The sequence below is a fragment of the Mucilaginibacter sp. BGA-UO-ETr-C110 genome (assembly GCF_059567985.1).
In genome coordinates this window covers 5,661,064-5,674,657 of sequence record NZ_JCAQPB010000002.1, presented here as the reverse complement: position 1 = coordinate 5,674,657, position 13,594 = coordinate 5,661,064, and the positions used below count along the sequence as shown (strand labels likewise).

Sequence of the window (13,594 nt, the reverse complement as noted above, 5' to 3'; positions counted from 1 at the left end):
GCAAAGCTATCTACGGAGGATTAGAAAATTCATTAAAATATAAACTCAACCTTATCTTTATCTTGATAAACGCCGTAAATATCTTTAACATCACTCTTAACTACCTTATTACTAAAACCTTTTAGATTTAGCTGATATACCTTGTTTTGAGCGCTGTAATATAAACTTCCATTTAACAAATACATTTGGTGCCCGCTCACATCATTCTCTGGCTTAAAAACATAAACAACCTTATTCTTCCTCGTTTTTACATCAAACTCATTTAGTTTACCATCATATGAGTAGTAGTAAACATAGCGAGCATAAGCAATGGGATTAAAATTCGCCTCAAATTTAGACTGCTCCTGATATAAAACCGATCCGTTTGTGGGGTCTAACAACAAGATCTCTCCGCCTTTATAAAATTTATTTCTGCCCCAAAATAACACCCCATCCACATACTTAACATTACTGTTGCTAAAGTCTGTTACTTTTTGCCATAAACGCTTACCATCTGCAATATGATAAGCAGATACACTTGCACATTGCCAGTCGCAAACATAGAATGCTTTTTTATCAAATGATATCTTGTAAGGCGATAAGTCCGGGATTGTGCATCCAACGCCATATTTATATCGCAATTCAAATTTTACTTTCCCCGACTCTTGGTCCATTCCAACTAACCCATAACTTTTGGAATCAGCAATAATTGAATTATCAATAATATGAAAATCACTGCATCTCCCGCCCAAACGGGTATTCCAAATAGTCTTGGAAGTAGCTATATCAATACATGTAAAAATGGAATCGGCTATCGGAAAATAAAGTTTTTTTTCGATTAAAACGGGGCGGGCGTAACAGGTGCTGATAGCTTTTTTGGTAAATAGTATTTTTCGTGATCTTATATTTTCAACAATAATTTCGTTTGACCATGTGGCATATATCAACAGGGAATCTGTGACAGTTAATGAGCTGGAAATTATATCCCTATTTTTATCATCCGTTTTCGGGCTTTTAAAGCTGCATCCGGTTATAAAAAGAAGTATAAATACTAATGATTTCATCCTTAGCAAATTAACACATTTTATAATGGAGTAATTTCTCAATTCATGACAAAGGAGACAGGAGAAGGTCGCCTGCTTATTCAAAAACCTCTACATCGCCGTCATGCAGGGCCCAAACCATATAAGGATGGGTATCGGCATGATAAATATGACCATCGGCTGATATTCCGACGATGCCTGCAAAACCGTCAAAAGGCTTTAATTCATCCAGGGTTTTATCGGTAGCCGCAGATATAGGCATGCCATCGGTAACCCGGGTAACAATTTTTGAAGCCACGGATCCGCTTACAATATCCTCTCCAACACCGGTGCAGGAAATACCCGCATGGGCATTGGCATAGTTACCGGCAGTAGTGGCCGAATCGCTCACACGACCCGGTATCTCAAAACCTTTACCTCCTGTTGAGGTGGCCGCCGCCAGGTCGCCATAAATATCAAGTGCTACGCAGCCTACGGTACCCAGGCGAATAGAATCACGCAGTTTTTGTTCATACTCGTGGCGCCGCTGCGGGGTTTCGGGGTTATAATAGCCTATGCCATTTTCGGTAGCAAAATCACGGGCTCCTTTGCCGCTCAATACGCGATCGTCATAAGCCAATAGCTTTTCGGCTATACATATTGGGTTTTTAACATCCTCAATATTGATCACTCCAGAAAAGCGCTGTGTTTTACCGTCCATCAGCGAAGCGCTCAACCTAATCCGGCCATCACTTTGAATTTGCGAACCGGTACCCGCGTTAAACAGGTCGCAATCTTCCAATAACCTAACCGTGTACACTACTGTTTCCAGGGCGTTATGCGTTTGCAGGTATTTATGACCGGCCTCTACTATTTCTTTCAAAGCCTGTTGTTTGGCCTGCTTTACTTCCTGGTTGGTTCGCGATTCACTAAAGAAACCGCCGTGTATAATGATCTTCATATTAAACTGAGTTAATTGATCAAAAGCTGTATAAACTATAACTCTTTTGTGATGGGTTTATTTTGATTAGCAAACCAGCTTGTCATGCTGAACTTGTTTCAGCATCCCACATGCATGGTATACAACATGGCTGTTAAACGTTCTATGAGATCCCGAAATAAATTCTGGATGACTTTAATAATTGGTTTTATTGTAACAGGTCGCTATCCGGGGCCTGTATAAAAACACCTTCCTCTACCTTCACTGTTTTTTTGATGATCAAGCGGTGCTGAGAAAGATCATATATATCAAATATAGACATTACGTGTACTTTGAGGTTATCGATAGATACCGGCGAGCCCATCTCCACATCATAAATATTGGTGGCCACAATATTACGGCCATCCACCAGGATAATTAAACCCGAGCCTATCGCCTCCATCATATTGCCTTCCGTGATCAACAGACCGGTATCTTCACCCAAACCAATACCCAAAATGCCGGGATTAGTAGCCACCGCATACATTAACCTGCCAATACGGCCACGCTGTACAAAGTGGGTATCCACAATTACCGAATCGATAAAACCCAAGCCGGCTGTGATTTGCACTTCGCCTTTGATCAGAGCTTCATTACTTTGCCCCCGGTATATCATATGTGTTGAGGCTGCCGCCGCACCTGCCGAAGTACCAGCTATCACAAAGTTTTCGTTCTGATAACGTCGCTTCAGTATCTGTAAAAATTCGGTGCCGCCAAAAATAGCCGTAAGCCTTAATTGATCGCCACCACTAAACATCACCACATCGGCCTTCCGGATCCGGTCGAGATATTCCGGGTTACCGGCATCCTCCCGGCTTTTAATGTGCAATACGTTTACATTGGTTACATTTAGTTGCCCAAAAGCCTTCACATACTCATTGCCAACAAGCTCCGGGATCTGCGAGGCTGTGGTTATTACTTCAATTAATGAACCTTCGTGTTTGTCAGATTCGGTAATAATTCGCTTTAAAATTCCCTGTTCAAAAAATTTAATATAATCGGGCTGCATGATGTGCTCCTGGATGGTCACGTTACTCCCCATGTCTACAGCTCCGCCTATAATGATTAGTTTTCCTTTCGGGACAGTCATAGTTCTTATATTTAGTTGAAGGGGCTGATTGGGCTATATCAGGCCGACCGAGTTAGCCTAAATTGGGCAATATCCCATAAATAACCATTTACTCCGTCAACTTTTTCACCTAATCAACCGGTTTTAAATACAAATTAAGATAAAAACCCGCACAAACGCAGACTGTTGTGAACATTTAATGCCTTTTTAGCTTTAAAAGTTTTATTTACACTATTAAGTTTTATAGTTTTAAAGAAATTAAGCCGGCTAAAATTTTTGTAACCAAGGTATGAAGATCGAGAATATACAAGTGTTACGCGGACCAAACATCTGGAGCATCCGTCGTAAAAAATTAATACAAATGCGGCTTGACCTGCAGCAAATGGAGCATAAGCCCACCAATGAAATTGAGGGCTTTTATAACCGTTTGGAAACGCTGTTGCCCAGCCTGTACAGCCATCGTTGCTCCCCCGGTGTACCCGGAGGTTTTTTTCAGCGGGTAGTAGCCGGTACCTGGATGGGGCATGTGATAGAGCACATCGCATTAGAGATTCAAACCCTGGCGGGCATGGATACCGGCTTTGGCCGTACCCGCGAAACCAAAACCAAAGGTGTATATAATGTAGTGTTTGCCTACCTGGAAGAAAAAGTTGGTGTTTTTGCAGCCGAATCGGCAGTGCGCATAGCCGAAGCCCTGATAGCAGACGAGGATTATACCTTGCAATTGGAGGCCGATATACAGCAAATGCGCGAGATACGGGAAAATACTCGCCTGGGACCAAGTACCGGATCTATTGTGGAAGAAGCTATTGCCCGCGATATCCCCTGGATCAGGTTGAATAATCAATCGTTGGTGCAGTTGGGTTATGGTAAAAATCAGGTACGTTTCCGCGCTACCATGACCGAAAAAACCAGCAGCATAGCTGTTGATATTGCCAGCAATAAGGACGAAACCAAACGCATGCTACAGGAACAGGCCATCCCTGTTGCCAAAGGCATCACCATATCCTCCTTGGAAGGCGTGGCCGAAGCCATCCGCAAAATAGGGTTCCCATTGGTATTTAAACCGCTTAACGGCAACCACGGGCGCGGCATATCCATCAATATTAAAACTGAAGAAGAAGCTATTGCTGCGTACCAGCATGCCGCCAAAATATCATACAAAGTAATTGTGGAGCGTTTTGTTACCGGCTATGATTTCCGCGTACTGGTGATCGATAATAAAATGGTGGCGGCCGCCCTACGCGATCCGGCACATATTATAGGTGATGGAAGTTTGACGATACAGGAGTTAATCGATAAAGAAAATGCCGATCCACGCCGCGGCTACGGGCACGAGAAGGTTTTAACACTGATCGATATTGATCGTGATACGCTCGACCTTTTGGAAAAGAAAGGTTACACGCTGGAAACCGTACCCGCAAAAGGCGAAAAGATCTTTGTAAAATCAACCGCCAATCTGAGCACCGGTGGTACCTCTGTGGATGTGACCGACCATGTGCACCCACAAAATATTTTTATCTGTGAGCGTATCTCCAAAATTATTGGTCTGGATATATGCGGTATCGATATCATGGCCGAAAACCTCACCGAACCGCTGACCGAAAATGGCGGCGTGGTTTTGGAGGTAAATGCAGCGCCGGGTTTCCGCATGCACATTGCCCCGAGCGAGGGTCTGCCGCGCAACGTGGCTGGCCATGTACTGGATATGCTTTATCCTACCGGTAAATCGGCACGGATACCTATTATTGCTATTACCGGCACCAATGGTAAAACCACTACCACACGTTTGATAGCCCACATTGTAAAAAACAACGGCCACCGGGTAGGTTTTACCACTTCCGATGGTATTTATGTACAGAACAACATGATGTTGAAGGGTGATACCACCGGCCCGGTAAGCAGCGAATTTATATTACGCGATCCTACGGTTGATTTTGCCGTTCTGGAAACCGCCCGTGGGGGTATCCTGCGTTCGGGCCTGGGTTTTGGCTTTTGCGATATAGGCGTGGTGACCAACATACAGGAAGATCACCTGGGACTGGCCGACATTCACTCTCTTGATGATCTGGCCCGTGTAAAAAGTGTAGTGTTGAATTCGGTTAAGAAAGATGGCTGGGGTGTTTTGAATGCCGATAATGAGCATTGCGTGCGTATTGGCAACAAGGCCGATTGTAACATTGCCTATTTCAGCTTAAATGAAAACAACCCGATCATTAAATCGCATTGCCGCAAGGGTGGTATAGCCGCCATCTGCGAGAATGGTTTTATCACCATTCAAAAAGGCGACTGGAAGATCCGCGTGCAGCGTACCATCCTCATTCCGCTTACTTTTGGGGGCACCGTGCCTTTCATGATCGAGAACGTACTGGCCGCTACATTGGCTACGTTTTTATGGGGATTTAAGACCGAGGACATCAAAATGTCGTTGGAAACCTTTATCCCATCGGCAGCGCAAACACCGGGCCGGATGAACATCTTTGAGTTCAGAGATTTCCGCTTCATGATCGATTTCGCACACAATCCTGATGGGTATAATGGTATCAAGGCGTTTTTAAGCCATATCGATTCGCCGCTTAAAATAGGTATCATAGCCGGCACCGGCGACAGGCGCGACGATGACATCCGCGAGCTCGGTAAACTATCGGCCGAGATGTTTGATTATATCATCCTACGCCAGGAAAAACACCTGCGCGGCCGTACCGCCGAAAACATCATCGGTTTATTGAAAGAAGGCATAGCATCTGTTGATGTGAATAAACCCGTGGAGATAGTACCTAAAGAGGTTGACGCCATTAAGCATGCCATGAGCCTTGCCAAACCCGGCACATTCATCACCGCCCTGAGCGATGTGATAGACAATGCCATTGAAACCGTACAAAATTACCAGGAACAGGAGAGGAACGGGTTGTTTAACGTATAACCCCCCAGCCCCCTGAAGGGGGAGCTTTTGAAAATCTTATTTACGCGTGGCTTCTGGAGCCGCGCGTTTTTTGTTTATTCTCACGTCATTGCGAGGAGGAACGACGAAGCAATCCCCAGCTATACAGAGCGGCTCTGCTAATTGGGGATTGCCACGCTGCGCTCGCAATGACGTGTAGAGAGAATGGTTAACCTCGTTTATTCATTCCCCCTTCAGGGGTTAGGGGGCTTAGGCGATCTTGGGGCTGGCGCGCTCAGGTAATAATGCCACAGCAACATACTCGCCACCGTACGATATGGTGCCCATTTTTCGGCTATGGTGATCAGATCCTCCCGGGTGGTTTCTTTGGGTAATGATTTTACTCTTTTTAAAGCATTTACCGCAGCCAAATCACCTATGGGAAAAATATCGGCATGTTGCAGTACAAACATCAGGTATACATCAGCAGTCCAATTGCCTATGCCTTTGAGGGCGGTTAGTTTGGCGCGGATAACATCATCCGGCAATTGTTCCAGTTCGGTCAGGTTGATCTGTCCGCTCAGGATGGCCTCGGCCAGGTATTTGGTATACGTAGTTTTCTGTCGGCTAAAATAGCAGGCCTTAAATTCTTCATCCGTCAACAGTAATACTCTTGCCGGGGTGACCTCCTGTATATATTCCCGCAATTTATTCAATGCCGATAAAGCAGATGCCAGCGAAACCTGTTGCTCCAGAATAATGTGCACCAAAGTTTCAAAGGTATTTGGCCTTGACCATAAAGGCGGATAACCATGGGTATTAATGATATGAGCCAGGTCGGCATCAGATTGGGCCAGTTTATCGCAGATGGAATGGTAATTGGAATGGTTAAACTGTTTTAACATAGGTTTGTGATGAATGATATTAACCAATATGTCATTGCGAGCGCAGCGTGGCAATCCCTAACTTTACAGAGTAGTAATGCAAGTTGGCCCTACCTATCGGGGATTGCCACGCTGCGCTCGCAATGACGAATTGGGTATAACGCCGATTAAATTACTAATTTTTTTAGGATTTAGGATTTAGTTTTCTGAATTTTACCTTTATGAACAATCTGCCTCCTTTAGCCGAACGTATGCGCCCGGGATCGCTCGACGATTATGTGGGGCAAAAACATCTTGTAGGACCGGGCGCGGTTCTACGTAAAGCGATTGAATCGGGCTCACTGCCTTCCATGTTATTCTGGGGGCCACCGGGGGTTGGTAAAACCACTTTGGCTTATATCATTTCGCAGTCGCTATACCGGCCGTTCTTCTCCCTGAGCGCTATTAACTCCGGTGTAAAAGATGTTAGGGAGGTGATTGAAAAAGCATCCCAGTTGAAAGAACTGGGCGAAACATTACCTGTATTGTTTATTGATGAAATCCACCGTTTTTCCAAATCGCAGCAGGATTCGTTATTAGGCGCTGTGGAACGTGGTATTGTAACCCTCATTGGCGCCACTACCGAAAATCCCTCGTTTGAGGTCATCTCGGCTTTGCTGTCGCGTTGCCAGGTGTATATCCTGCAGTCATTAGCCGAGGAAGACCTGCTGAACCTGCTGGACAAAGCCATGAAGGAAGATGTGGTACTGAAGGATAAAAAGATCGTTATCAAAGATCATGAAGCCCTGCTTCGCCTTTCCGGTGGAGATGCCCGTAAACTGCTCAATATATTCGAGCTGCTGGTAAACGCCTTTGACACACCCGAAATAGTTTTAACCGATGAAGTTGTACTGGAACATGTACAGCAAAACATGGCCTTGTACGATAAAACCGGCGAACAGCATTATGATATTATTTCGGCCTTTATAAAATCCATGCGGGGTTCCGATCCTAACGGCGCGGTGTACTGGCTGGCCCGTATGATCGTAGGTGGCGAAGACCCTTTATTTATTGCCCGGCGGATGCTCATCCTGGCATCTGAAGATATTGGCAATGCTAATCCCAATGCACTTTTGCTGGCCCAAAGCTGTTTTGAAGCGGTTAACAAGATCGGCATGCCCGAATCGCAATTGATCCTCTCACAAACGGCTATTTACCTGGCTACGTCGGCCAAAAGTAATTCGGCCACAACAGCCATTGGCGCGGCCATAGCCCTGGTACGCCAAACCGGCGATCTGCCCGTTCCCTTGCACCTGCGTAACGCGCCAACCAAATTCATGAAGAACATAGGCTACGGTAAAGACTATAAATACGCTCACAGCTACGAGGGTAATTTTACCGATCTTGATTTTTTACCCGATGCTATCCGCGGCGCTCAGATCTACCAACCCGGTAACAATGCCAAAGAGAATGAATTGAAAGAAAAGCTAAAAAAACTCTGGGGCGACAGGTATAAATATTGAGAAGCAAGATATTAGAATCAAGAGTGTGAAAAGGGGGAATTTCCATCAGGTTTTTGACTCTTACACCCCTGCGCTCGTTTGCAACGAGTGCTTAACATGGGTTTGCGTTTTAAACGCTATGGCGAAACAATCGCCACGCCACAATAAGCACTCGTTGCAAACGAGCGCAAGAGGTAAATCTTAGCAAAAGAAGTTATCTGCTTTAACAAAACTCATCAAATGCTCCCATTAAATCACTCGCGAGTGCACTTGGGTCCCGGCTTTCAATCCTGTGTTTGGGAATGAAATAAACCAACTCATTGTCTTTAAACAGCGCAACTGAGGGAGAGGATGGGGGAATATCCGATACATAAGTGCGGAACCGTGCGGTTGCATCCAGGTCCTGCCCGGCAAACACGCTGGCTACTCTGCCGGGCTTTTTATCATGTTCCAGCGCCAATTTAATTCCAGGGCGTGCAGTACCGGCGGCACAACCGCAAACGCTATTGATAAAAATCAGCGTAGTGCCAGTCTGTTTCATGATTTCATCAACGTCATTCGACGTGAGTAATTCTTGAACGCCCACTTCTGATATTTCGTCTCTGAAGGGTTTTATTAATAAAGGAGAGTAAGGCATAAACTATTATTTTAAGGTGAGTAAATATGGTTAAGGTTTTAAGGTATTATTATTACAATTGAATATCATTATAAATATAAATGAAAAAATACTATATAACAAAGCGTATAAACCTGAGACTTTTCCACATATTTTAATAAATAAATTAGTTTCCATATATTTTAAACTAAATCAACCAACAGGCGACTTTCCTCGAATCCTCATTCCTGACGCTTGCCTCCTGTCACCCTTCCCTACTCGTCTTTGGTAAAGAAAAACCTGGTCATGTCTTCATTGTCATCAACATTAAAAGTTTGAGCCGGGGAAACGCTAACCAATTTCCAGCCACCACTATAATAAGGCTCCAGTAACTGCATTATCTGATTCTCGTGAGCCGCCTCCTGCTCACTCGCTTTAACTTTGAGGTTAAATTCTACATATTTTTGAACCTGAACTGTATCATCGCGGGTAATAAATACATTTGGAGGAGTACGGCCAAACACTGGCTTACCAGATTTTTCCATAATAGAGATGATCATATGTTTGGTTTTACCATTTTGCTGAGCATAGGAATCATAAACCGAACTAATAACCAACACCAGGACCAGAATTGCTTTTTTCATAGCTAAATTTGAGTTATTGTTTAATGTATAGACTAAAGCTTTTGCTTTGGTTTAACGCGCTTATAACTAATATTTTAAAGGCGTTTACCCGCCTCTGCAAATTTCACAGGATCTGTTTTTTTCCGCTCTTTATTCTTGGTTCTCAATTCTTGACTCTCCTATCTAATATCTTATTTTGTATATTGAGCCCATACTTAACCTAATACTTTAAACAGCCCATGGTATCTACTTTCATAAGGCATGAATTAAAAGCTTTCTGGCGATCAAAAAACACGGGGAAAAGCGTTGCTATACGTGTGGTCATGGCGCTGCTCATTCTTTATTTATTTTTGAATGTATTATTTGTAGGTATCTTTTTAGACAAGGCCCTGGGAGTAATATTCGCCAATGATGATCTGGTTAAATCGTTCTGTGGTATCCTTCTGATCTACTTTCTGTTTGACCTCCTGATGCGCCTGCAATTACAGGAATTACCCACCTTAAGGGTACAACCTTATCTGCACTTGCCTATTAAAAGAAATACCCTGGTAAGGTATTTGGCGCTCACTGCCGTTTTTTCGGTATTTAACCTGTGGCCCTTCATATTATTCCTGCCTTTTATATTCAAGATCATTGTCCCCGATTCCGGTTTTATTACCGCCCTTGCTTTTATTATAGCTATTGTCGGACTTACCGTTTTTAACAATTACCTGGCACTATACATCAAAAGAAGATCGAACTTAAACGGCTGGGTTTTCCTGGTTTCCGCCGCTGTACTGATATTGATTACCACCTGTGATTTTAAATGGCACTTATACTCCCTGCATGATATATCTTATGCCTTTTTCGGTCGCTTAATCACTATCCCTGCTCTGGCCGTTGTGCCACTGATATTAGGAATTGTGATGTACTATTTTAACTTCCAGTACCTGAAACAAAACATGTACCTGGAAACGCTTACCGCGCATAAAGTAAAAAATTATAAAAGCAGTACTGATATTCCGGTCCTGGCTCGCTTTGGCGCAGTTGGCGACCTTGCTGCTAACGAAATAAAACTGATAATGCGTAACAAGCGCCCCCGTTCGGCCCTGGTTATGGGACTGTTCTTTATGTTTTACGGGCTTATCTTTTATACCAACAGTCAATACGGTCAAAGCTGGTACATTTTTGTGGGCATGTTCATGACCGGTATATTCATTATCAGTTACGGTCAGTTTATGTTTAGCTGGCAGGGCTCCCATTTTGATGGCCTGTTGGTGAGTAACATCAGTTTCTCCGATTTTTTAAAGGCTAAATACCTGTTGTTTACTATGGTATCAACCGTAGCATTTTTATTAACCACCCCCTACGCTTATTTTGGGTGGAAGATAGTGGTAGTACATTTTATCATGTATCTATGGAACATCGGCATTAATACTACGATGGTGCTGTTTTTTGCCAATCGTAATTTTAAACGCATCGACCTGTCAAAAGGGGCATCATTTAACTGGGAGGGTGTTGGCGCAACGCAATTGCTGCTGTCGTTCCCGCTTATTTTAGCACCATATTTTATTTACCTGCCTTTTTTGGTTTTTAAACACCAGGATATGGGGCTGATAGCTCTTGGCGTTATTGCTACCCTATTTATACTAACCCGTAATTATTGGATAAAACAACTGGAGGCCGACTATTACTCCAAAAGATACCAGATAGCCGAAGGCTTCAGAAACAAATAATATGATTGAGATCAAAAACCTAAAAAAAGTATATAACGAAGTTACTGTTGTTGACATTCCGCACCTGAGTATAGCCAAAGGCGAAAGTGTTGGCCTGGTTGGTAACAATGGCGCAGGCAAAACCACTCTTTTCCGGATGATACTGGACCTGATACGTCCGGAAAGCGGTGAAATATTGTCAAACGGCGAAATAGTTGCCGGGCACGAAAACTGGAAGGCTTACACCGCATCATACCTGGATGAAGGCTTTTTGATAGAATACCTTACTCCCGAAGAGTACCTGTATTTTATCGGCGGCCTGCATCAGCAAAATCACGCCCAGGTTGATGAAGCATTGGCTGCTTTGGGCGATTTTTTCAATGGCGAAATATTAAACCGGGGCAAATACATCCGCGACCTTTCAAAAGGTAATCAATGCAAGGTTGGTGTGGCATCATGCCTGTTGCAAAACCCGCAATTATTGATGCTGGATGAACCTTTCGCCAATATCGATCCCAGTACACAGTTCCGGCTAAAAAATATGCTGAAGGAGGCGAATAAAAGCAAGGGCATTACCACCATCGTATCCAGCCATGATCTTAACCACATTACGGATGTATGCGACCGTATCCTGCTGATGGAAAAAGGGGTAATCATTAAAGACATCGCCACCAGTTCATCTACTTTAAACGAGTTGGAAAGCTATTTTGGTGTGGGACAAACAGTGGGATCTGCACCGGTTGTAGGTATTGACCAGGAAGAGAATCATTAGGAGGAGCTAAAAGCCGAAAGCACAAGGCTTAAAGCTGGAAAAACGCTGCAAAAAAAGGCCTGTCAGTCTGAGCTTGTCGAAGACTCGTGGGCAAAGGCCTCTACGCGCGCCCTTCGACAGGCTCAGGGTGACAAGCCCCCATATGTCTATAAATAATAAGGCGGTCTACTTAGAAGCCACTGTCCTTTCAGCCAACAGATCATTCGTCAGCTTCTCAAACTCACTGATAAATTCGGTATAGTATTCACCGGTGCCGGGGCCGCTGAAACCAGTGTGGATCTTACGTACATCACCGCTTTTATCAATAATGATAGTTGTAGGGAAACCTACTACTTTGGCCAGCATGGGCAGGCTTTTTGCTGTTTCGGCCTTGTTGCTGGTGTAGCCGGTTATCAGCAAAGGATAAGGTACATTAAACCGGTTTTTCACTTGCTGCAGCGCCTTTTTTGATTTTTCAAAATCATTGGTACGCTCGTATGCCAGGCCTATAACCTCCACACCTTTGGGCTGAAACTTTTTGTAATAGTTTACCATGTAGGCCGTCTCATCCATACAGTTGGGGCACCAGGAGCCTAATATCTGCACTATAACCACTTTATTTTTATAACGGGCGTCCTGAAGCGAAACTTCTTTGCCGTTCATATCTTTAAAGCTGAAATCTATTCTTTTATATCCCGGGTTCAACGCGGTAAGCGAATACGCGTCGGGTAGTTTTGCATTCGCATTTTTAACAGCTGTCCACGCTTGTACAAACGATGTACCTATAAATTTACCCTCGGTTATGGTTTGTGCATCATTAACGGTTGCCGTAAAAGTGTAAGCATGCCCGCCATCAAAGCATGACAAGTATAATTTATTACCCGACACCGATCCTTCCAGGAAACGATAATCGCCGGTTGTGGTTAAAAATGTACCGGTAAGTTTGTTGCCGATCTGTTTAAATTCACCAACGGTAGTATCGGCGTGTGCACCTTCACCAATCACGGCCGACCAACGTCCGCTAATGTCAAAGGCAGGTTTTTCTGGTGTCGCGGTAAATCTCCATGAAGTATTTGGTTCGGCCGAAAACCCGATCAAAGCGTCGCGCTCGCCTAAATGCCTTATCCAATTCCCTTTTAAATTGCCGGCTTCCAGCTTCAGCTTAAATTCCGAATCAAACAAAGGCATACGGATAAACACCGAATCGCCTTTGGTGACTACATCGGTTACTTTCAATCGCTCGGTGCTGTTAATCACAAATAGCTCTTGTTTGCCTGCATTATCTTTCACCTCAAAATTGAAGGGGATATCTGTACCCGATGCTGTTTTAAGGGCGCCCCGCCAAATACCGGTTTTAAGTTTGGTTTGAGCAAATGATACCTGTAAAAGAAAAACGAGTACCAGGAATGCTATGATCGATCTATAGTTCATTTTTAAAATAGTCTACTAAGTTGATATACTTTGTCAAAAGTATAAAAACTGCCAGCCATTTCAAAACTATTTACCTATGGGGACCATATCGTATGAAAAGATATGACAAATAAGTAACGTTCAAAAAAGGGTGTCACCCTGAGCGCTGTCGAAGGGTAGAGCGCAGAGGCCTTACCCACATGCTTCGACGGTGCTCAGCATGACA

11 protein-coding genes are annotated in these 13,594 nt (G+C 43.9%); 4 read left to right on the top strand and 7 right to left on the bottom strand.

Going from position 1 to position 13,594, the window contains the following annotated elements; genetic code table 11:
• Positions 1-32: 32 nt before the first annotated feature.
• The 3 genes from AC57BQ_RS24435 to AC57BQ_RS24425 all read right to left on the bottom strand — a co-directional run bounded on the left by AC57BQ_RS24435 (position 33) and on the right by AC57BQ_RS24425 (position 3,070).
• Positions 33-1,043: an outer membrane protein assembly factor BamB family protein gene (locus AC57BQ_RS24435; protein ID WP_496408740.1), complete on the bottom strand. Its 1,011-nt coding sequence runs from the start codon at positions 1,041-1,043 to the stop codon at positions 33-35.
• Between the two features lie 76 nt (positions 1,044-1,119).
• Positions 1,120-1,962, bottom strand: coding sequence for an isoaspartyl peptidase/L-asparaginase (locus AC57BQ_RS24430; protein ID WP_496408739.1), 843 nt, complete (start codon positions 1,960-1,962; stop codon positions 1,120-1,122).
• 187 nt (positions 1,963-2,149) lie between these two features.
• Positions 2,150-3,070, bottom strand: coding sequence for a cyanophycinase (locus AC57BQ_RS24425; protein ID WP_090472677.1), 921 nt, complete (start codon positions 3,068-3,070; stop codon positions 2,150-2,152).
• Between the two features lie 268 nt (positions 3,071-3,338).
• On the opposite strand from AC57BQ_RS24425, the gene cphA reads away from it, so the two are divergent.
• Positions 3,339-5,972, top strand: a complete 2,634-nt coding sequence (cphA, locus tag AC57BQ_RS24420; RefSeq protein ID WP_496408738.1) for a cyanophycin synthetase — start codon at positions 3,339-3,341, stop codon at positions 5,970-5,972.
• A gap of 212 nt (positions 5,973-6,184) precedes the next feature.
• On the opposite strand, the gene AC57BQ_RS24415 is transcribed toward cphA, so the two are convergent.
• Positions 6,185-6,835 carry a DNA-3-methyladenine glycosylase family protein gene (locus tag AC57BQ_RS24415; protein ID WP_496408737.1) on the bottom strand — a complete coding sequence of 217 codons (651 nt, stop codon included), beginning with the start codon at positions 6,833-6,835 and terminating at the stop codon, positions 6,185-6,187.
• A 200-nt stretch (positions 6,836-7,035) separates the two neighbouring features.
• On the opposite strand from AC57BQ_RS24415, the gene AC57BQ_RS24410 reads away from it, so the two are divergent.
• Complete coding sequence (locus tag AC57BQ_RS24410; RefSeq protein ID WP_496408736.1) at positions 7,036-8,316, top strand: replication-associated recombination protein A; 1,281 nt, start codon at positions 7,036-7,038, stop codon at positions 8,314-8,316.
• Positions 8,317-8,518: 202 nt separating this feature from the next.
• Here the strand turns inward: AC57BQ_RS24410 and AC57BQ_RS24405 are convergent, their stop codons facing one another.
• Positions 8,519-8,932, bottom strand: coding sequence for a BrxA/BrxB family bacilliredoxin (locus tag AC57BQ_RS24405; protein WP_496408735.1), 414 nt, complete (start codon positions 8,930-8,932; stop codon positions 8,519-8,521).
• A 233-nt stretch (positions 8,933-9,165) separates the two neighbouring features.
• Entirely contained in the window at positions 9,166-9,534 is a 369-nt protein-coding gene (locus tag AC57BQ_RS24400; protein ID WP_496408734.1) for a hypothetical protein, read from the bottom strand.
• A gap of 218 nt (positions 9,535-9,752) precedes the next feature.
• Here AC57BQ_RS24400 and AC57BQ_RS24395 point away from each other — a divergent pair, with 218 nt between their 5' ends.
• Both AC57BQ_RS24395 and AC57BQ_RS24390 read left to right on the top strand, forming a co-directional pair.
• Positions 9,753-11,228, top strand: coding sequence for a DUF5687 family protein (locus AC57BQ_RS24395; RefSeq protein WP_496408733.1), 1,476 nt, complete (start codon positions 9,753-9,755; stop codon positions 11,226-11,228).
• 1 nt (position 11,229) lies between these two features.
• A complete protein-coding gene (locus AC57BQ_RS24390; RefSeq protein WP_496408732.1) occupies positions 11,230-11,979 on the top strand; it encodes an ABC transporter ATP-binding protein in 750 nt (249 codons plus the stop codon).
• Between the two features lie 165 nt (positions 11,980-12,144).
• Here the strand turns inward: AC57BQ_RS24390 and AC57BQ_RS24385 are convergent, their stop codons facing one another.
• Positions 12,145-13,389 carry a peroxiredoxin family protein gene (locus AC57BQ_RS24385; RefSeq protein WP_496408731.1) on the bottom strand — a complete coding sequence of 415 codons (1,245 nt, stop codon included), beginning with the start codon at positions 13,387-13,389 and terminating at the stop codon, positions 12,145-12,147.
• Positions 13,390-13,594: the final 205 nt, after the last annotated feature.